Genomic DNA, 20746 nt, shown 5'->3' on the forward strand with positions numbered 1-20746 from the left:
TATGAGTAATACGTCTAAAAAGCATTGGAAAGAGAGACTTCATGAAATTATCTATGAGGCAGAAACCCCTGAGGGCAAATTATTCGATGTTGTTTTATTAATAACCATAATTGCAAGTGTAATTTTGGTTATGCTTGAAAGCGTAAGTAGCATAGACGCTAAATTTCATAACATACTTAATGTTTCAGAGTGGGTTATCACCATACTCTTTACAATAGAATATGTACTTCGGGTGGTAACCGTAAAAAAACCCTTAAAATACGTTTTTAGCTTTTATGGAATTATTGATTTTTTATCTACAATCCCGAAATATATTTCCTTATTAGTTGGAGGCGTACATGCCCTGGCAGCTCTTCGAGCCTTGCGCTTGTTAAGGGTATTTAGAATTCTAAAACTTGGCCGTTATCTAGGGGCATCCAATAATTTAGTGAATGCTATTAAAGCCAGCAGAGCTAAAATTTCGGTGTTCCTTTTCGCCGTTATAATAATAGCCATTATTTTAGGAACGATCATGTATCTGGTAGAAGGTGAAGAACATGGATTTACAGACATACCTAGAAGTGTTTATTGGTGTATTGTTACTTTAACTACTGTTGGTTTTGGTGATATTGCCCCACAAACCCCTGTTGGTCAGTTTATAGCTTCATTAATCATGATTTTAGGTTACGGTATTATAGCAGTACCTACTGGGATTGTATCTGCTGAATATTCGGCACAAAACAAGAACAAACCCTCTACAAGTTCTAAAACTTGTAATAATTGCTTAGCCGAAAACCACTTAAAAAATGCTCAATTCTGCCATAATTGTGGCCATAAACTAAATGACTAAATTCCTAATATCTATTGTTGGGCCTACAGCAATTGGCAAAACAGCTTTGAGTATTAAGCTGGCAAACTATTTTGATACAGAAATCATCTCGGCAGATTCTCGTCAATTTTACAAAGAAATGCAAATTGGTACAGCAGCTCCCACTCTCGAAGAACTAAGTGCTGCACCACACCATTTTATACATCATAAATCGATTCATGAAAATTATAGTGTTGGCGCCTTTGAAAAGGATGCTATCAATAAGCTGGACGCTCTCTTTAAAACACACAATATCGTTATTATGGTTGGTGGTTCAGGTTTATATGTTGATGCCATTACCAAAGGTTTAGACGATTTTCCAGATGTAGATTCCAACATAAGAGAACAATTAAATGAGCAATTAAAAAACGAAGGTTTAACGGCGTTACAAAAGCAACTGAAGGAATTAGACCATACATCTTACAATACCATTGCCATAGACAATCCGCATAGGGTAATTAGAGCACTGGAGATCTGTATTGGTACAGGCAAACCATACGCCTCTTTTTTGAATAAAATTAAAAACCTACGAAAATTTAAAACAATAACCATCGGGCTTACAGCAAATAGAGAGATTATCTACGATAGAATAAACAAACGCGTAGATATTATGGTAAATGAAGGGTTATTAGAAGAAGTTAGAACTTTAATTCCGTATAAAGATTTAAACGCCCTGAATACGGTTGGCTACAAAGAAATATTCAAATATTTTGATAACGAGTGGTCGTTGGATTTTGCTATTTCTGAAATCAAAAAAAATACGCGTAGGTTTGCAAAACGTCAGCTTACATGGTTCAAGAAAAATGAAGAAACCATCTGGTTTGACTATTTAACCGAAACTAAAGAAATTATACAAAACATTAAAGAAAACATTGAACATGATTAAAGTAAATGAATATTTTGAAGGTAATGTAAAATCACTTGGACTAAACAACTCGCAAGGTAATTTTACCGCTGGTGTTTTATTACAGGGAACTTACGAATTCAACACCGAATCAAAAGAATGGATGACACTAACCTCCGGAAAGTGGGAGTTAGAACTTCCAGGTGAAGAAAAAAAATCTTATGGTGTATGGGAATCTTGTGAAATCCCTTCTGGAATCACTTTTAAGGTATACGTTCTAGAAGATTCTTCTTATTTGTGTAGATACGAGTAAGACAGATCATCTGTGATCAACTATAAATGACAGAAGACCAAAGCAAAGATAATTCTGAAATGCAATAATAATTTGGTCTTCTGTCTTTGGTAAAAACAAAAACCATGAAACCTTATCCGGAAACACCACTAGATAATCCTGTTTGGTCTTCATTAACCGATACGCATCATAATGAATGTATTGACTACGGAAATGTAAAGTTTTATCATCCAGATTTCACACCATTTGGGGCTTTCGTAAATGGTGAAGATACTAGCGCAGCCATAGAGAAACATGCCAAATTATTGGATACCTTTTTCATTGTTGGCAATAAACCCATAATCCCTTCTTCGTTTAGACCTCCAAAAAAACATGTAGGGTTGCAAATGATAATCTACAATGAAATTGAACACCCCATTTCGGAAGATATCATAGAATTAAATGAAGCGCATTACAACGACTTAATAGACTTGATTAGTTTGGTTTATCCGCATTTCTTTAAAAAGAAAACCAATCTCTTGGGTCGTTATTATGGTATTTATAAAAACAACCTGTTGGTGGCGGTAACCGGTGAACGTATGCAAACTAATAATTTTACCGAAATTAGTGCGGTAGCCACACACCCCGAACATACAGGAAAGGGTTATGCCAAGCAGTTAATTACCTATGCAGTTAAAAAAATATTTGAAGATCGTAAAGTGCCGTTTTTGCATGTAGACGAAACCAATTTAGGACCAATACAACTTTACAAGACATTAGGGTTTACAGAGCGAAGAAAAATGCAGTATTGGCTAATTAGTAAGTAGGCACTATACAAGGGGAGCTCCAAGGTAAATCTTATTTCATGGTAATATTGCTGTATTTGGCATTGACAACAATACTCTTATCACTACTAAAATCTCCAGTTGAAAAAGTAGCCACATTTCCCTGCGCTTTGTTAGGATGACTAAATCTAGACCGGTCTCCTTTATACTGTAAGCTATAATTTGTTTTGGGAAGCGATATTGTTGCATCACAGTTCTGAACAATAACGTTTAAGTTGGTGAAAGAATCACTAAGATTTCTAACGTTTATATCTCCAATATTGCTGTCGATGATGACATTACCTAATAAATTATCGATAGTAATATTAGAAGAACTAGAATTTAACACCAAATGCTTTACGTTATTGAGTTCAACCTGTTTAGTATACTTTAAATTAAGTTCACCCAAATTCCAATGTGTCACAAATACAGGAGAATAAGAAGCATTAATGGAAGTTAAACCTCCATTAATGCTATTTGCTATGAATTTAGTATATGCCAAATCTGCTTTTAAATTATCTACTGTCGAGGCAAACTCTACCTCACCGTGTTTAACGTTTACCTTTAGCTTTGCTTTTTTTGGCATTTTAATGCGTATGGTCTTTATAACTTTAGAACTCACTCCCTTATTGGTTAGCTTCTTAACGTACACCCTACGATTATTAGTACTCTTCTGTCGTTCTTTAATGGCTTTATTTCTTTCCTCCATAGCTTTTTCCAAAGCCTCTTTTCTTTCTTCAAGGTTTTCAGCCTGCTGCTCCATTTGCTCAGCAAAACGAACTCCCCAAGCTTCCATTTTCTTTTCAAATTCCTCACTATCCCATTTTTCTTCAAACTTTTTGGCCCATTCTTCCATTTTCTTACCATACTTTTCTTCCCATAATTCACCAAATTTCTTTCCCCAGGCTTCCATTTTTTTGGAGTAGTCTTCACCAAAAACTTTGTCTACTCGTTTTTGGTATTCATTGAGGTACTTCTCGCCATCTTTCTGGTAAGCCTCATAATCAAAGTTAATACTCTCAACATTCTTTGGTAACTCAGGAAGTTCAGGTAACTCTGGCATTTCTGGCAATTCGGGTATTACAATTTTTTCTGCAAATTTAATTTCTGGCAAATCGGCAATTTCCAGTTTCAACTCTTTCAATATAGTATTAACATCGGCCAAGTCACTATTCACTAGATAAGTACTACTGTGAACAGTTCCAGCACCACTACTTATCTTTACTTCAGTATTGGTAGCATTTACATCTAATTTCCAATGTTTTACAGCCTCTTTGAGTTCCTCTTCACTCAAGTCTTCTCCTTCAATGTAAGCCTCGATTTCCACGACATCTTTATTCCAGGTATCAAAGATCAAATTGCAATGACTTGTGTTTAAATCTATGGTAACATCTTTATCCACATTTATGGATTGCGACACTTTAGTCTGTTTCTGTGCAACCACATTACCAACCATAAAAAAGAAGATAGCTAAGAGTTTAATTTTTATTATTGATTTGTTCATTTCTTGATTGTTTAAGAGATTTGTTTTACCTCCTCGGTCCCTACTTCGGAAGGCGTTAATTCTTCTAATTGAGATTTTAATCTGTATAATAAATTTAAACGCAACTTTAAATTATCGATTAAAGCATTAACCGTTAACTCACTTGGCACAGAATTAGTTAGCTCTTTTGATAATTTTTTATACTCTGTATCTAACTCTGCCAACTGTTCTATGTATCCATCAAAAAGGTCTTTATTCTCTGGGCTGTACTTTATTTTAGATAATTCTAAATTAATACTCGCCAAATAATAATCTTCAACCTTTTTTAACCCGGGTGAAATATCCCCCAAAGTTTTGGTTGCTACAGTAGATTCTGAATTAACAATTGTTTGCGTTTCTTCAATACCAGAGGTGTTCGGGTTAATAAACTTATAGGCTCCAAAACTTAAGCCAATGAGCAACACAATACTTGCCGCCACTCGCATCCAAACATAATTTGAAGTTGAGGTATTTTTCTCTGGAAATGCCTCATCCAATCGCTTTAAAAAACGGTCTTGATGATGTTGTGGCATTTTCTCGTGCGATACTTTTTCGTTCTTGAACAAGTCTCTAATATCCTGTGCCATAATTTTTTAGTTTTAACAGCTCCTGTAACTTTACTTTTCCTCTAGATAATTGCGTTCTAGATGCTACTTCAGAAATATTTAAAATCTCTGATATTTCTTGATGATCATAACCTTCTATTAAATACAACATCACCACATATTGATATTTATCCGGCAGTCTATTTATAGCAAGCTTTACTTCATCTAATGTAATAGCATCATCTACTAACCATTTGTCGTCTGTGGGAGTATCTACAACTTTTAAGTGCACATCATCTAATTCAACAAGCTGTTGCTTTTTAGATTTAATAAAGTCAATACTCTTATTAACAACAATACGTTTTAACCAGGCACCAAAAGTAACCTCTGCCTTATATTGATCTAGTTTAGAGAAAGCTTTGATAAAAGCTTCTTGAACCACATCTTCGGCATCATTCGCATCCTTCAAAAAACGCTTGGCAACAATATACATACCATCGCAGTACTGGTTGTACAACTGCAGTTGTGCCTTTCTGTTGTTTTGTTTACATTGTTCTATAATGTCAACTTGAAACATGCAAATGCTACTTTTGGTTTAGGTTAGGTTTCATTCTAAAGACGACAAAAAAAATGAAGTGTTGCAAAAACTTATTTTTTTTGTGAATAAATACCAAAAGAACGTTAAAAATCGTTTGCTTTTAGTCTATTCATTGCTTTTTCAAGTATATTTATGTCGTAAAATTTTCTCTTCATGAACGCCTTCTTAAAACGGACTTTGGTCATCCTTTCAATTATTGCTTTAGGTTTATTGCTTTATTCGGTTTTTGTCGAAAATATCTTTGAAAAGCGCTTGAGTCCTAAAGATACTGTAAAATTTCAGTTGAATGATTTAAGGCTAAAAGTATTCTACAACAGGCCGTTCAAGAAGGAACGCGATATTTTTGGAGCACTTGTGCCTTTCAATAAAGTGTGGCGAACTGGAGCCAACGAAGCTACCACATTCGAGACCAATAAACCACTAGAGATAAAAGGCATGACATTACCTGTTGGAAAATATACCCTTTGGACGGTGCCTAAAGATTCTACTTGGAATGTCATGTTCAACTCAAAGCAATACGAATGGGGTGTAGATTCTGAAATGAATCCGCTTTGGGACCCTAATTACGATGTGATTAATATTGAAGTACCGGTTGAAAATATTGAAGGCACCGTAGAACAATTTACCATTGCATTCGATAATTCTACCGATAAACTCTTCTTAACCATGGCCTGGGACGATACCAAAATTGCCGTGCCTCTAAAAAATTAAGTTTATCTTAGTAGAAACCCTTGCAAACGCGTGGCAAAATCAAAGAAATCAGCACTTCAAACAGCAAAAGGTGTTTCTTCTCCCGAAATTACCAACAAAGATTCTATACAGTATTTAAAAAAAAGAAGACGCTCTAAAATTGATATAAACGAGCTAGTAAGTGCAATCCTAACTCAAGATATTACAGCGTTAAGCAAAGCTATAACCCTTATAGAAAGTAAGAAACCTAAACATTTAGACCTCGCCAATGCACTAATAAAAACCTGTTTACCATACGCTAATAATTCTGTAAGGATTGGTATTACAGGTGTACCTGGAGTTGGCAAAAGCACTTTTATAGAAGCATTTGGCAACCACCTCCTAAGCCTTGGAAAGCGGGTGGCCGTTTTAGCTGTAGACCCTAGCAGTTCGCTAACCAAAGGCAGCATACTTGGCGATAAAACCAGGATGGTCAATTTGGCAAAAAACGAAAATGTATTTATACGCCCTTCTGCTTCTGGAGACACTTTAGGCGGTGTGGCTCGAAAAACAAGGGAAACGATAACGCTTTGTGAAGCAGCAGGTTTTGATGTTATTTTAATTGAAACTGTAGGTGTCGGACAATCTGAAATCACCGTACATAGTATGGTAGACTTCTTTTTATTATTGAAACTTGCCGGTGCAGGAGATGAATTGCAAGGCATTAAACGTGGTATTATTGAAATGGCAGATGCCATAATCATAAACAAAGCAGATGGTGGTAATATTGAAGCGGCCAATATTGCAAAAACCGAGTTTAACAAAGCGCTTCACCTCTACCCCGAAAAAAAATCGAATTGGCTACCAAAAGTTAGTGTTTGTAGTGCTACTGAAAATAACGGTATTGAGGCCATTTGGGGTATGATTTTAGAATACCTGGATATTACCTCAAAAAACAACCATTTCAATAACAAACGAAACGAACAAGATAAGTTTTGGTTACTACAGACTGTGGAGGAAAAATTGAAGTCTAGTTTTTTTAATCAGGAGAAAATTAAAACCGAACTAAAAAAGCAACTGGAGCTATTAGAACATAACAAAACAACCCCGTTTGCTGCAGCAGATTATTTACTGAGTCTTTAATTGCTAACGCTTAAATCGTAAAAATTATGGCCAAAAAAAATTGGATTGAAAAAAGAGATGTAGATAAATCCTTTATCGTAAAAACAACCGACAAAAGATTTGCAGATATTCCAGAAGGAAGTAAAATGCTTATTGCTACTCCCAAGATAATCGATGCCTATGTAAAATGCATCCCTTTTGGACAAAAGGGCGATTTAGCTACTATGAGAAATGATTTAGCGATTGAATACCAAGCAGATAAAACCTGTCCGGTAACAGCAAGTATTTTTCTTAGAATAGTCTCTGAAGCTGCTTTTGAAGAATTAAAATCTGGAAAAGATAGTGATGATGTTACTCCGTTTTGGCGAATTGTAGACCCAAAATCCAAATTAGCGGGCAAATTAGAATGTGGTATAGATTTTATTGTTGAAAAGAGAACTAACGAAGGTATTCAAGATTAGTCTACCAAGTATTTAAATAAAAAGAATACTTTTGCAGCAATTAATTTTTCTTATTGATGGCCTACCAGTTTACCATTGTAATTCCGGTTTATAATGAAGAAGACAATTTAGAGCGTGTTGAACAAGAACTTGCTGCATTTACGAAAATTTCGAAAAAGCGTACTTGTATCTTATTCGTTAACGATGGCTCTAAAGATAATAGTCAAAGTTTAATCGAAACCATTTGTAAACGCAATGATAACTTCAGTTATATACTTTTTAAAGAGAATAGAGGTTTAAGTGCTGCCATAAAAGCTGGTTTTGATGAAACCAAAACCGAATTGGTTGGGTATATAGATTCTGATTTACAGACCAATCCAGAAGATTTCAACCTTTTATTGGAACATATTGGCGAATACGATTTGGTTACTGGCGTGCGTGCCGACCGAAAAGATTCTTTCGTAAAAAATATGTCCTCAAAGATTGCCAACGGCATAAGAAGGGCGTTTACACACGATGGTATGGACGATACCGGATGCCCATTAAAAGTCATAAAAACCGAATTTGCGCAACGCATCCCTATGTTTAGAGGATTACATCGGTTTTTACCTGCCATGATTTTACTTCAAAACGGCAAAATCATTCAAATTCCTGTGAGGCATTATCCTAGAATAGCTGGTCAGGCAAATTTTGGGTTATGGAATAGGTTACTTGGTCCGTTAAGCGATTGTTTTGCTTATTTATGGATGAAACGCAAATACATTAATTACGAAATTTCCAAACGAGGTTAATGAGCAATTGGATTGTTTATAGTATCGGGTTTATAGCTCAAATTTTATTTTCCTCTAGACTGATTATCCAGTGGATAACTTCTGAAAAGCAAAAAAAGGTAATAACGCCTTCTATTTTTTGGATACTGAGTTTAATTGCTTCTTTCTTACTGTTTATTTATGGTTATCTACGAGCCGATTTTGCCATTATGCTGGGGCAATCGCTCACCTATTTTATATACATACGTAATCTTCATTTACAGAAACAATGGGGTAAATTACCTGTAATTGTTCGTTCTATTTTAATAGTTACACCCATTGCTATTGTCTTTTATTATTACAACAATAATATCATAGACCGGGATTTACTGTTTAAGAACGAAGCCATCCCAAACTGGTTGTTATGGTTGGGTATAATTTCGCAAGTGGTATTTACTCTGCGTTTTGTTTACCAATGGATTTATTCTGAAGCTAAAAAGCAATCTAGTCTACCTTTAGGCTTCTGGTTTCTTAGTTTAACAGGTTCTGCCTTGATTTTAATATATGCCATATACAGAAAAGACCCTGTACTTTTGCTTGGTCATGTTTTAGGATCCATTATTTACTTTAGAAATATTGTTTTACATTATAAAGCAAAATGATAAAACGCTTAGAAAAATATCCAATCCTCACCATTATTATAACGGTAGTTTTAATTCTTCTTCCGTGTTTTAATTACTTGGACATAACCATAATGGAAGCGCGTAATTTCATTACGGCCCGCGAAATGATAAATGATGGTAACTGGCTACTCACTACCATGAACGGAGAGCCTCGCTATCAAAAGCCTCCATTACCAACATGGTTAGCAGCGCTATCTGCACTTGTTTTTGGCACCAAATCCCTCCTAGCCTTCAGGTTACCTGCTATTCTAATGGTTATTATCATGGGAATTAGCAATTATCTGTTAACTCTAAAACTGATAAATAATAAAAATAAGGCTTTAATAAATGCATTAATAACTATTACATCCTTTTATGTAATTGGTATCGTTATTGAAGCACCTTGGGATATTTTTACCCATGGTTTTATGCTATTTGGGCTGTATAATCTGTTTTTGCTTTTTGAAAAATCTAATAATTACTGGAAGCACACACTATTATCCGGCGTTTTTATAGGACTTTCTATTTTAAGCAAAGGCCCGGTTTCATTATATGTGCTGTTCCTTCCTTTCTTGATAGCCTATGGATTAACCTACAAATACAAGAATTTTAAAGTAAAAATATTTTCGATATTCTCTTTACTAATTTTGGCTATTAGTATTGGTGGTTGGTGGTATCTATATGTTCGTTTAGAAGATCCAGAAACATTTTTAGCCATAGCTAACAAAGAGACGGGAAACTGGTCTAGTTACAATGTAAGGCCATTTTATTACTACTGGAGCTTTTTTACTCAAAGTGGACTATGGACCATTCCTGCATTTATTAGTTTACTCTATCCCTACTTAAAGACAAGAGTATCTAACTTAAAGGCTTATAAATTTACATTGTTATGGACTGTTGCAGCTGTAGTTTTACTCTCTGTTATTCCAGAAAAAAAATCCAGGTATTTAATGCCTGTATTAATTCCTTTGGCACTTAACATTGGCTCTTATATTGAATACCTTATTAAAAATTTCAAACAGATAAGAGACAAACGAGAAACTATTCCTGTATACTTCAATTTTGGTTTAATTGCCTCTATTGGTATACTGTTTCCGGTTCTAGGGTTCTTTTTAGGGTCTTATTTAAAGGGACAGATTCTGTTTTGGTTTATATTAAGCACTCTGTTTTTACTTGTAATTGGCGTCTCTATGCTAATTCACCTAAAGCGTAAATCATTAAAACAAGTATTTTATCTCTCGGTTGCTTTGGTCGCTTCAATATGTGTGTTTGCTTTGCCTATGTCACGAATTCAGAACCCAAGTCACTATAATCCTATTAAAAAAACAAATAATGCTATTAAAGTTTATTCTTTAGGTTACGTTTCCCCAGAAATGATTTGGTTGTACGGTGATAAAATAGAAAGCTATAACCACGACAAAGCAATAAGAGAAAAAACCTTTGGCCTTCTAACAAACGAGCTTTCTGAAAAAGATAAAAAACACCTAGAAACCAAATACACTCTAGAGCATATTGACACTTACGATCTCAATAAAACCGAAACATCATCAAGGAAATATAGAAGTAGACTGAAAAACGATTACTTTATCCTTACGAAGCGATAAACTTCTGCATTGCATATTTCCCTAATTTATAGAAGATATACCCTGAAAACACTCCAAACGTTAGTCCGCAGACAATATCAGCAGGATAGTGTACACCGAGATAAATCCTACTGTAAGCTATAATAAGACTAACAACAATTAGAACATAAATAAGTCTCTTGTAGTAATTTTTAAGTAACAATCCGCCAAAAATAGCAATCGCCATAGAATTGGAAGAATGCCCTGAGAAGAAGCCATATTTACCACAACGCACTGCAATAAAACGCATTTGATCTATTAAATCTTGCTCACCACAAGGTCTTGGTCTGGCAAAACCTCTTTTAAATACGTTAGTAATCTGATCTGTAAACGTAATCATTAAGGCAGCCGTTACTATTAAAATCAATACAGCTTTCCACCCAAACTTTCTTTGGAATAAAAACAATAGCAACACACCCAAACATGGCCCAAAAATCCATTTATTGGTAATTCCGAGCCAAAGCCAATCCCAAGATTCAGTTCCTAAGTTGTTTAGATAAAGGAATAACTCGGTATCGTAAGCTAAAATCTTTTCAAGCATATTTAAATAGTTTCAGGATTTTATTCTTCGTATCCAGCTATCTCATTGTCATAGAACTCTGTAGCTAGTTTAATGGCATTTTCGGTTTCGGTTTCCAGTTCCTTTTGGTCTTCGGCATCAAAGTCCTCAAACCATTCCACGTCATCGTTTTCTAGGTTGATAATAAACCTAGGAAATTCAGTATGAATAACATAGATAGCATTAGGAAATTCAGAATTATCGCCTAGAATGAATTTTGGAAGCGTCATTTTTGTTTTTTTTCTATTAATCACATTTATTCAAAGGTAAAGTCTTCTTTTTAAACTTTAAAAATACCTTATCAAATTTTTTATCGACTATCATGTCTTTATCACCATCCCCAATTACAAAACTAATTTTTGTCATCCATCGTTTAGACACATTAGAATTGTTTGATTCAATCTCTTGGGTATCAGATAAGAATATGGTTTCATTATCTCCTGAAAGAAAGGTTAAACTACCCCTTTTAAAGGTCTTGATATTAGTTGCACTCAATACGGTAACATCAAGAAACTCATAATTAGCTAAATTTTGAAATGAAACGAAAAGCTGTCCGTATTCCGATTCTGCAATCTTATTGCCTTTTATATTAGATATCAGATTTTCAGTAAAAGTATCTACATGTGTCCTTTCCATAGCCCTAATGTTTCCAAAAGCTGCTAAAACTTTATCAATTGACCTCAGTAAACTCATAAAATTAGGTTCGATTAATTAGTTTTTTTGTTAAATAATGAAACCGAATATACAATAAAATGGCTGCTGTAGAAAGTCCAGCCAATAAGCCAAACCAAATCCCAAGACTGCCATAGGTTTCTGACTTACCTAAAAACCAACTCACAGGAAAACCAACTAACCAATATGAAATAAATGTAATAAGTGTTGGAATCTTAACATCCTGTAAACCTCTTAATGCTCCTAGTACAATGACCTGAATGCTATCACTAATTTGGAAAACTGCAGCTACCAAAAGAAGTTTTGAGGCAATGGCTACCACTTCGGTATTATCTGCTAGATTCTTGACATCATTAAAATCTACATATAGTTTGGGCAAAACACTATGAAATGCATAGAAAAGAATTGCAAATACGAACGCTAATAAAGTTCCCATTAAAAATAAAGAAAATGCTATCCTGCGAAGTTCACTGTACTTTTTCAACCCTTTTTGATTACCTACTCTTACCATAGAAGCGACGCTAAGGCCCATAGCCACCATAAAAGTCATTGAGGAAAGATTTAGCGCTATTTGATTTGCTGCCTGTGGATTTTTACCAAGTAACCCACTTAACCAAATGGCTGCGGTAAAAATAGCCACTTCAAATAGCATTTGCATCGCACTTGGTGCTCCTAAACTCAATACCTTTTTGATCATGGATTTTTCAAGTACAAGTAATTTTATTTTAGTTACGTAAGCCCGAGACTTATCTCTACCTTTTAGCAAATACCAAAGATAAATTACCATAACACATCTTGAAATCATAGTACCATAAGCAGCACCCACGATTCCTAATTTTGGAAACCCAAACATTCCAAAAATCAATACATAATTCAATAAAACATTAATTATATTAGCGACAAGTGTAGCATACATGGGGTATTTTGTCATTGAAAGCCCATCTGCAAACTGCTTAAAAGCCTGAAAAACGACTAGAGGTATTAAAGAAATAGCTACTAAATTAAGATAAGGCATTGCTAGTTCCACAACCTCTACAGGCTGTTTCATAAAATACATAAGTGGCTTAGCACAATACACCAACAAGAAGAGCGATATACCTAACACCGTACATAAAAACAAACCATGCTTAAAAGACGATTTCCCCTTTTGAAAATTGTCTTCTCCATCGGCTTCTGCCACTAATGGTGTTAAGGCCGTTGAAAAACCAATACCAATAGACATTGCAATAAACATAAAACTATTACCCAAAGAAACGGCGGCTAACTCAGCAGTTCCCAGTTGGCCAACCATTATGTTATCTACAAAACCAACAAAGGTATGCCCTAACATACCTAACATGACAGGGGCAGCCAATTGCCAATTGTATTTAAACTCTTTGGTATAGCTTTTAATATGCATTACACAAAGGTAACCTTTCAATAGTTATTAAAACGTCATGGAAACTAACATATAGGTCTCAAAACCTATGAAATATGTTGATAACTTGAAGTAACTTTCAGATTTTGAAGCATTTATTTTTTTAATTTTGTTTTGTAAAGAAATTGTAACGATACAATCGTAACTAACTCATAGTTGCGATATATAGAAACAACTGGTCTTTATTTTATTAGGGATTGAAAATTAATGCCCAACCGTTTCGAAATAACAAAGGAGGATTTTATTCCTCCTTTTTTTGTGAGTGAAATTAACTATAGTCCCTGTACTTCTTTTTTAGCAAGTTCAAACTCAATCATTATATCTTCTACTATTTGAGCCACTGGTTTAATGTCGTTTATAAGTCCAGACACTTGACCAATTTCGAGTTCTCCATTTTCTAAATCACCCTCGAACATACCTTTTTTTGCTCTGGCACGTCCCAATAGCGCTTTTAGTTCCTCTACGGTAGTTCCCTTTTTGTATAATTCCTGTACCTGGTTAAAAAACGTATTTTTTATCAACCTTACTGGCGCAAGTTCCTTTAACGTAAGCTGGGTATCCCCTTCTTTAGCGTTTACTACAACTTGTTTGAATGCTTGGTGAGCAGAACTTTCAGTACTGGCCACAAACCTACTTCCTATTTGCACACCATCGGCACCTAAAACCATAGTTGCCAACATGGCCCTTCCAGTTGCTATACCTCCTGCAGCTATTATTGGGATTTTAATTTGCTCTTTGACCATAGGAATAAGAGACAAGGTTGTTGTTTCATCTCGCCCATTATGACCTCCGGCCTCAAAACCCTCAGCCACAATGGCATCAACTCCTGCTTCTTGAGCTTTTAATGCAAACTTTAAGCTACTCACTACATGTACAACAACTATACCCTGGTCTTGTAACCATGTTGTCCAAGTTTTAGGATTTCCTGCAGAGGTGAATACAATCTTCACATCTTCCTCTACTATGATATCCATAATGTCTTGGATATTGGGGTATAACATAGGCACGTTCACCCCAAAAGGTTTACCTGTCGCTTTTTTACATTTTTGAATATGTTCCCTGAGTACTTCTGGATACATGGACCCTGCCCCAAGTAAACCTAAGACCCCTGAATTACTGGCTGCCGAGGCTAGACGCCAACCACTATTCCAAACCATTCCGGCTTGGACAATAGGAAATTTAATATTGAAGAGTTTGGTTATTTTATTTGGCATATCTAAAAATAGATATTTTTGAAATGAAACACCTCTAAGTAGTAGATAAATATCAGTAAAGTTTGAATTACATTTTAGACAATATGAGACCCTGTACCTATAAAGAATTAGTTTAGCATACAATTTTAAAGTACCCGTAAGGTTTCAAAATTGAGTTTCTCTAAGAAATAACTCCAGAGCCTAAAAGTTCGTCATTGATGTACCAAGCGACAAATTGCCCTTCTGTGATAGCAGACTGATAATCTTCAAATTCAACATACAAACCAGAATCTACTTTATGTAATGTTGCTTTTTCAAGCGGTTGTCTATATCTAATCCTAGCTTCAACTTGTAAAGTAGCATCAACTTCTAAAGCCATATCTTCACGAATCCAATGCAATTCGTCATTAGATACAAATAGTGCTTTTTTTAACAATCCAGGATGAGATTTACCTTGACCAGTGTAAATAACGTTTTCTTCAACGTCGGTATCAATAACAAACAAAGGTTCTGCGGTACCACCAACAGCCAATCCTTTGCGTTGACCTTTGGTGAAGTAATGAGCACCCTGATGTTTACCAACTACTTTACCCAAGTTCTGTTTGTATTCAATTTTTTTGGATAGAAATAGTAACCTATCTTCTTCTGAAGTAAATTCTGGTTGTTCTTGATTAAATACATCTTGTTCCTTAGGAATCTCGACAATAATTCCCTCTTTAGGTTTTAGTTGTTGCTGTAAAAAATCGGGTAACTTCACTTTGCCTATAAAACAAAGGCCTTGAGAATCTTTTTTATCGGCTGTTATTAATCCAATTTTATTGGCAATATCCCTAACCTCTGGCTTAGTCAATTCCCCAATGGGAAATAATGCTTTAGACAATTGCTCTTGAGATAACTGACACAGAAAATACGATTGGTCTTTATTATTGTCAACCCCAGCAAGTAATCGATACACCTCATTACCCTCTTTTTCAACTACACCTCTTCTACAATAATGACCTGTAGCGACATAGTCTGCACCAAGCTCTAATGCGATATTCATAAATACATCAAACTTAATTTCCCTATTGCAGAGCACATCTGGGTTTGGGGTCCTTCCCTTCTCGTATTCGTTGAACATGTAATCTACTATACGTTCCTTGTATTGTTCGCTTAAATCTACTGTTTGAAAGGGAATACCGAGTTTTTCGGCAACTAGCATAGCATCGTTACTATCGTCTAGCCAAGGACACTCATTTGAGATTGTAACAGAATCATCATGCCAGTTTTTCATGAATAAACCTATCACCTCATAGCCCTCTTGCTTAAGAAGATATGCAGCAACACTGGAATCTACACCACCAGAAAGTCCGATAACCACCCTTTTCATATACCTTGATACGTAATTTAAGAGTGCAAAGATAAACAAAAACCAAACTTATATGAACAGTAAAAACATCGATGAAATACACAAAAAAAGATATTTTGTTTAATTTTTACATTTTTTTATGAAACAAAATTTGTTTTTTTGTTTAATCATATAGTATATTTGTTAAACAAAAATTTAAAAACACATTACACAATGAAAACATTAACAGCCACAAAAAGATTATTAGTGCTATTTTTAGCTGCAACATTTGCATTCTCTTGCAGCAATGATGATGATGGTCCAGCGCCATTTGTTCCAACAAACAATCTTGTTGAACTAGTTCAAGCGACTCCGCAACTGTCTAGTCTAGAAACAGCACTTTTGAAGTACCCGGACTTAATTAACACATTAAGCGGAAATGGAAATTTTACAGTTTTTGCACCTGATAATGATGCATTCGATGCATTATTGGTAGCAATAGGTCAAAATAGTATTGACGATATCCCAGAAAATGTATTAAGAAACGTTTTGGAATATCATGTTTATGCAGGAGCCACACTAACATCTAATTTAGTTGGACCTGGTGATTTACAGATGGTTAATGGTGAAACAGCAACTATTACTTCAGATAACACAGGCGTATTTATTGCTGGTGCTCAAATAATAGGAATAGATGCTTTAGGCACCAACGGTGTAGCACATATAATCAGTAGTGTTATGGTACCACCGTCTATAGCTCCAATAGTAGGTACCATAGTAGCACCTGCATACTTTAATAAAGACTTTACAACGCTAATCGCAGCAGTTGAAAATGCCAACACAGATGTATTGTCTGTATTATTAGGTAACGGGCCAAGCGGAAATGGACTAACATTATTTGCACCAACAAATGCTGCTTTCGAAGCTGCTGGTGTAACAGATGTTAATGGTGCCGATGCTGTTCTAACTTACCATGTTATAGATGGTACAGTAAACGAAGCTGATTTGCCATCAAGTAGTGGATCAGCGATTACTATCCCAACATTAGGAGGAAACTTTTTCCTAACTAATGCAGGAAATGGTGTTACGATAAACGGTTCTACTACAGTTACAGCAACTGATATTTCAGGTTCAAACGGTGTAGTACACGTTATTGATAGAGTATTATTACCACCTACACAAACCATAAATGAAATTGTAGCTGAATTTGCAGGAGGAAATCCAGGCGAATTTACATTATTAGCTACTGCTTTACAAAGAGCTGGGTTAGGTGGCACGTTTGGTACCGCAGGTCCTTTTACAGTATTTGCTCCAACTGACGCAGCATTCCTAGCAGCTGGTTTGGATGCAGACGCCATAAATAGTACAGATCCTGCTGCTGTAGCTGGAATTTTAACGCATCACGTAGTTAAAGCAAATGCTTATGTATTCTCAAGTGATTTGGTAACTGGAAATGTTGAAATGTTGAACGATCAAAACGTAGGTATCGATGTAAGCGCTCTAACAGTGCAAGATGCAGCAATGAGTAGCCCTGCTGCAGGTTTAATACCAAGTTTATTAAATGTACTTGCAACCAATGGTGTTGTACATGTTATAGATAAAGTGTTGCTTCCAGCAGCACCATAATTTAGCTTGTTTGGTTTTGGCAGCTAAAACGAATTTAAATCTAAAATAAGATTAGAAAAAACTATAAGGTAGAGTTATGACAGCAAGCACTAAAGGTGGTCCAACCTTAGCGAATGTAATCTATAGAGTGAGTTACAAAATTGCTGTTAATGTGCAAATCTCTAATGGTGTAATACGTACATTCAACAAGGTTGTGCTACCACCTCTGCATTAAGATTTTACTTGGTCAGTTTGATTTATTTAGTTGGTTAGTTTGTTAGTAGACAATTGTTAGGATTAAGGTTTTAAATATCTATCTCTCGATTTAAAATTGTCTATGAAAGAGGGCTTCCTTTAATTAGGAAGCCTTTTCTTTTTGTATTTTGATTTAGGTGTAAAATCTTTTTCATTAATCAACACACCGTTTTCATAGTACTTCCACACGCCGTGTTTTTTTCCATTTTTATAGCGCCCTTCTGCGATTAAAACCCCTTTAGGATTGTAATATTTTGATACGCCATGCAACTCACCGTTTTCATAAAAAAAATGTTTAAGAACTACGTTCTTAATAGAGTACCATTTGGCTTCTCCTTCTAACTTACCTAACTGATAAAAAGAAGATTCAGCAAGCTGTCCGTTTTTGTAAAAAACCAATCGTTTACCATGCAATTGCCCTTGATTGTCATAATGCTCAACAGTCATTAATTTATCAGAATTATTATGATAATACTTCCACTTACCCACATACTTTTTACCGTCCATTTTCCCTTCACTGATTACTTTTCCATTAGAAGAAAAAAACTTGACTTCAGCAAAATTACTATGTGCATCAAATACCTTCGATGCTGTTAAAACAGCTTTACCTTTAATGTTTTTATAAAATTGGAACGTACCAATTTCCTTGCCGTGATTAAACTGCCCTTTGTAACGAAGCACTTTTGTGCCTTCAAAATTCTTTTTCCAAACCCCATGACGTTTTCCGTTGTCATCAAACTGATTGATGGATTGAGAATAAGAAAGGGAAACAAAAGAAATAACCAGTATTAAAATTTTTAAAATTTTCATTTTGATATCTTTTATTTTGAATGGTTTTTTAGGTCTGCACTTCGACTGTGCTCAGTATGACATATTGGAATTACATTAAAGTAACGAAAAACACAATTTGAAATTGTATTACAAAAAAGCTGCCAAAATTAATGAGTGTTTGTCATCTCTTTTGGCAGCTTAGTATTTTCTATTATGAGAACCTTAAACAACCCTTCGACTCCGCTCAGGGTGACAACACAGGTTGACAAACTATCGTTTTCTTTTTTGTTGCGCTTGCTTTTGTTTTTCTGCTTGCTCCATCATTTCCTGCATTCTCGCCTGAAATTTATTTTGCTTTTTAGGCTTCTTCTTATTTTCTTGAATCTGAGCATGGATTTTGTCTTCATCAAGTATGTAGTTCTTAATAACAAGAATAATACCTATACTAATCAAGTTTGAAATGAAGTAGTACAAACTCAATCCGGAGGCGTAGTTATTAAAGAAAAACAACATCATTATTGGTGAGAAATACATCATATATTTCATCATTTTCCCCATATCTGGCATACCCTCCTGCTGTGGTGCTGCCTGTACATTTTGCCCTGTTGTTAAACGCATATAGAAGAAAATAGCAATAGATGCTAATAAAGGGAACAAACTTACATGGTCTCCATAAAATGGAATATTAAATGGAAGGTTAGCTACCGTATCATAAGACGATAAATCTTCTGCCCAAAGGAAACTTTCCTGTCTTAAATCGAACGCCGAAGGGAAAAACTGGAACAAGGCATAAAACACAGGCAACTGGATTAATGCTGGCAAACACCCCGATAACGGACTCGCCCCTGCCTTAGTCTGTAAGGCCATGGTTTCTTGCTGTGCCTTCATTTTATTGTCTTTGTGCTTCTCTCTAATAGCATCTAATTCAGGTTTTAAAATTTTCATCTTAGCCTGAGACAAGAATTGCTTGTACTGTACAAAAGACAGACATATTTTTACCAAAATGGTCATGACTACAATAGCAATACCATAAGGCATAAGGCCTCCTAAGAAACCAAACAATGGCATGAAAACATAACGGTTAATCCAACCGAAAATCCCCCAGCCTAAAGGCACAATTTCATCTAGGTTTCTATTATAGGCGTTAAGCGTTTTAAATTCACTTGGCCCATAATACCAATTCATGTTATAGTTTAATTCGCCACCTTTTAATTCTAATGGGATTTTAGAAACAAATTTTTTGGTATACACCGTATCAACAACATCATCTTCTACCAGATTCTTTGAAGCTACATTTACCGTTTTAAAGGCACTATCGGTTAACAGAATAGATGAAAAGAAATGCTGTTTGTAGGCAATCCAAGTAACATCGTTAACCGCTTCCTCGTCATCTCTTTGCCCTAAATAACTATCTTTTCCATCTTCATGTTCATAAAGAAGTTCTGTATAACGGTTTTCGTAAGAAATACTCTTGGCGTGTCTGTATCCTGTATGCTCCCAATTTAAATCGATGGCTTGAGACCCATTAATCACGTTACTCAATCCTTGAGAACGAATGGTGAAATCCATCATGTAATCACCATCCTTAATATCGTATCTGTACTCTAAATACTGATTATCAGACACCTTTAATTTCATGGAAACAACAGTAGTATTACCATTCTTTGTAACCGATGGTATAAAAGGTAAGTCTCTGGTATTTAAAATGCGGTTATCGGTGGTTCCAAAATTTATATTGAAAGCCGCATTGTTATCCTTAATCAAATATATCGGATCATCTCTAAAGTCAACAAATGCCTTCAATCTAACTTCTGAAAGTGCTCCACCTTTGTTATTAAATTTTAATGCTAACAAATCACTTTCCACAACGGTTTCACCCTCAGAACCATTAATTGCTGAATAAGCAAATGCGCCTAGCTTGTTGTTCAATGCTATTTGCTGAAGCGAATCTACATTAGATCCAACTGGATAATCGGCAGCTATAGTTAATTTTGAGTTTTGAGCCTCTTCTGTTTTTTTCTGAGCCTCTACCTGTTCTTGCTTTGCTTTTTCCTGAGCTTCGAGCTCTTCTGGCGTGGGTTGATTTTGCCAGAACATGTAAACCATTATGGCGGCAATGAGAACAAACCCTATTATCGAGTTAATATCTAACTTTTTTTCTTCCATCTATTATAACTTTTAGACCTGCCAGATTTAACAACCGGGCAGGTCTCTTCAAATATTTTTAGTCTA

At 35.2% G+C, this 20746-nt stretch carries 23 protein-coding genes; 12 read left to right on the plus strand and 11 right to left on the minus strand.

Annotated elements, in window-relative coordinates; translation table 11 throughout:
• Window position 1 precedes the first annotated feature (1 nt).
• From M0214_RS14840 to M0214_RS14855, 4 genes are all read left to right on the plus strand, one after another.
• Window positions 2-829: an ion transporter gene (locus tag M0214_RS14840; protein WP_248723341.1), complete on the plus strand. Its 828-nt coding sequence runs from the start codon at window positions 2-4 to the stop codon at window positions 827-829.
• Complete coding sequence (gene miaA / locus M0214_RS14845) at window positions 822-1733, plus strand: tRNA (adenosine(37)-N6)-dimethylallyltransferase MiaA (RefSeq protein WP_248723342.1); 912 nt, start codon at window positions 822-824, stop codon at window positions 1731-1733. Before M0214_RS14840 ends, miaA begins: the two co-directional genes overlap by 8 nt.
• Entirely contained in the window at window positions 1726-2004 is a 279-nt protein-coding gene (locus M0214_RS14850; protein ID WP_248723343.1) for a pyrimidine/purine nucleoside phosphorylase, read from the plus strand. Before miaA ends, M0214_RS14850 begins: the two co-directional genes overlap by 8 nt.
• Before the next feature lie 104 nt (window positions 2005-2108).
• On the plus strand, window positions 2109-2789 hold the full coding sequence (locus M0214_RS14855; RefSeq protein WP_248723344.1) for a GNAT family N-acetyltransferase: 681 nt from the start codon (window positions 2109-2111) through the stop codon (window positions 2787-2789).
• A 31-nt stretch (window positions 2790-2820) separates the two neighbouring features.
• Here the strand turns inward: M0214_RS14855 and M0214_RS14860 are convergent, their stop codons facing one another.
• From M0214_RS14860 to M0214_RS14870, 3 genes are read right to left on the minus strand one after another with little or no spacing between them, the layout of a single operon-like run.
• The gene (locus M0214_RS14860) at window positions 2821-4290 is read right to left on the minus strand and encodes a hypothetical protein (protein ID WP_248723345.1); all 1470 of its coding nucleotides are present in this window, start codon (window positions 4288-4290) and stop codon (window positions 2821-2823) included.
• Between the two features lie 11 nt (window positions 4291-4301).
• The gene (locus M0214_RS14865) at window positions 4302-4895 is read right to left on the minus strand and encodes a hypothetical protein (RefSeq protein WP_248723346.1); all 594 of its coding nucleotides are present in this window, start codon (window positions 4893-4895) and stop codon (window positions 4302-4304) included.
• On the minus strand, window positions 4879-5430 hold the full coding sequence (locus M0214_RS14870; RefSeq protein ID WP_248723347.1) for an RNA polymerase sigma factor: 552 nt from the start codon (window positions 5428-5430) through the stop codon (window positions 4879-4881). The genes M0214_RS14865 and M0214_RS14870 overlap by 17 nt, the downstream gene beginning before the upstream one ends.
• A 174-nt stretch (window positions 5431-5604) precedes the next feature.
• Between M0214_RS14870 and M0214_RS14875 the strand changes: the two genes are divergently transcribed.
• From M0214_RS14875 to M0214_RS14900, 6 genes are read left to right on the plus strand one after another with little or no spacing between them, the layout of a single operon-like run.
• Window positions 5605-6162: a DUF2911 domain-containing protein gene (locus M0214_RS14875; RefSeq protein ID WP_248723348.1), complete on the plus strand. Its 558-nt coding sequence runs from the start codon at window positions 5605-5607 to the stop codon at window positions 6160-6162.
• A gap of 30 nt (window positions 6163-6192) precedes the next feature.
• Window positions 6193-7263: a methylmalonyl Co-A mutase-associated GTPase MeaB gene (gene meaB / locus M0214_RS14880; RefSeq protein WP_248723349.1), complete on the plus strand. Its 1071-nt coding sequence runs from the start codon at window positions 6193-6195 to the stop codon at window positions 7261-7263.
• A gap of 26 nt (window positions 7264-7289) precedes the next feature.
• Window positions 7290-7703 (plus strand): hypothetical protein, encoded by a 414-nt coding sequence (locus M0214_RS14885; RefSeq protein WP_248723350.1) that lies wholly within the window; start codon window positions 7290-7292, stop codon window positions 7701-7703.
• Window positions 7704-7759: 56 nt separating this feature from the next.
• Entirely contained in the window at window positions 7760-8473 is a 714-nt protein-coding gene (locus M0214_RS14890; RefSeq protein ID WP_248723351.1) for a glycosyltransferase, read from the plus strand.
• Entirely contained in the window at window positions 8473-9093 is a 621-nt protein-coding gene (locus tag M0214_RS14895) for a lipid-A-disaccharide synthase N-terminal domain-containing protein (protein ID WP_248723352.1), read from the plus strand. The genes M0214_RS14890 and M0214_RS14895 overlap by 1 nt, the downstream gene beginning before the upstream one ends.
• The gene (locus tag M0214_RS14900; RefSeq protein ID WP_248723353.1) at window positions 9090-10697 is read left to right on the plus strand and encodes a glycosyltransferase family 39 protein; all 1608 of its coding nucleotides are present in this window, start codon (window positions 9090-9092) and stop codon (window positions 10695-10697) included. The genes M0214_RS14895 and M0214_RS14900 overlap by 4 nt, the downstream gene beginning before the upstream one ends.
• Here M0214_RS14900 and M0214_RS14905 read toward each other — a convergent pair.
• From M0214_RS14905 to mnmA, 6 genes are all read right to left on the minus strand, one after another.
• The gene (locus tag M0214_RS14905; protein ID WP_248723354.1) at window positions 10684-11256 is read right to left on the minus strand and encodes a phosphatase PAP2 family protein; all 573 of its coding nucleotides are present in this window, start codon (window positions 11254-11256) and stop codon (window positions 10684-10686) included. The two genes, M0214_RS14900 and M0214_RS14905, sit on opposite strands and share 14 nt — an antisense overlap.
• Window positions 11257-11276: 20 nt before the next feature.
• The gene (locus tag M0214_RS14910) at window positions 11277-11504 is read right to left on the minus strand and encodes a hypothetical protein (protein WP_248723355.1); all 228 of its coding nucleotides are present in this window, start codon (window positions 11502-11504) and stop codon (window positions 11277-11279) included.
• 16 nt (window positions 11505-11520) lie between these two features.
• A complete protein-coding gene (locus M0214_RS14915; RefSeq protein WP_248723356.1) occupies window positions 11521-11967 on the minus strand; it encodes a hypothetical protein in 447 nt (148 codons plus the stop codon).
• 4 nt (window positions 11968-11971) lie between these two features.
• A complete protein-coding gene (locus M0214_RS14920) occupies window positions 11972-13345 on the minus strand; it encodes an MATE family efflux transporter (RefSeq protein WP_248723357.1) in 1374 nt (457 codons plus the stop codon).
• A 290-nt stretch (window positions 13346-13635) separates the two neighbouring features.
• The gene (locus tag M0214_RS14925; protein WP_248723358.1) at window positions 13636-14577 is read right to left on the minus strand and encodes a nitronate monooxygenase family protein; all 942 of its coding nucleotides are present in this window, start codon (window positions 14575-14577) and stop codon (window positions 13636-13638) included.
• Window positions 14578-14737: 160 nt separating this feature from the next.
• Entirely contained in the window at window positions 14738-15925 is a 1188-nt protein-coding gene (mnmA, locus tag M0214_RS14930; protein ID WP_248723359.1) for a tRNA 2-thiouridine(34) synthase MnmA, read from the minus strand.
• A gap of 192 nt (window positions 15926-16117) precedes the next feature.
• Here mnmA and M0214_RS14935 point away from each other — a divergent pair, with 192 nt between their 5' ends.
• Window positions 16118-17509: a fasciclin domain-containing protein gene (locus M0214_RS14935; protein WP_248723360.1), complete on the plus strand. Its 1392-nt coding sequence runs from the start codon at window positions 16118-16120 to the stop codon at window positions 17507-17509.
• A 76-nt stretch (window positions 17510-17585) separates the two neighbouring features.
• Complete coding sequence (locus tag M0214_RS14940; RefSeq protein ID WP_248723361.1) at window positions 17586-17723, plus strand: hypothetical protein; 138 nt, start codon at window positions 17586-17588, stop codon at window positions 17721-17723.
• A gap of 119 nt (window positions 17724-17842) precedes the next feature.
• Here M0214_RS14940 and M0214_RS14945 read toward each other — a convergent pair whose 3' ends face one another.
• Both M0214_RS14945 and yidC read right to left on the minus strand, forming a co-directional pair.
• The gene (locus tag M0214_RS14945) at window positions 17843-18553 is read right to left on the minus strand and encodes a toxin-antitoxin system YwqK family antitoxin (protein WP_248723362.1); all 711 of its coding nucleotides are present in this window, start codon (window positions 18551-18553) and stop codon (window positions 17843-17845) included.
• 231 nt (window positions 18554-18784) lie between these two features.
• A complete protein-coding gene (gene yidC, locus M0214_RS14950) occupies window positions 18785-20680 on the minus strand; it encodes a membrane protein insertase YidC (protein ID WP_248723363.1) in 1896 nt (631 codons plus the stop codon).
• Window positions 20681-20746 lie beyond the last annotated feature (66 nt).

The organism is Seonamhaeicola sp. ML3 (assembly GCF_023273855.1).
Lineage (GTDB): Bacteria > Bacteroidota > Bacteroidia > Flavobacteriales > Flavobacteriaceae > Seonamhaeicola.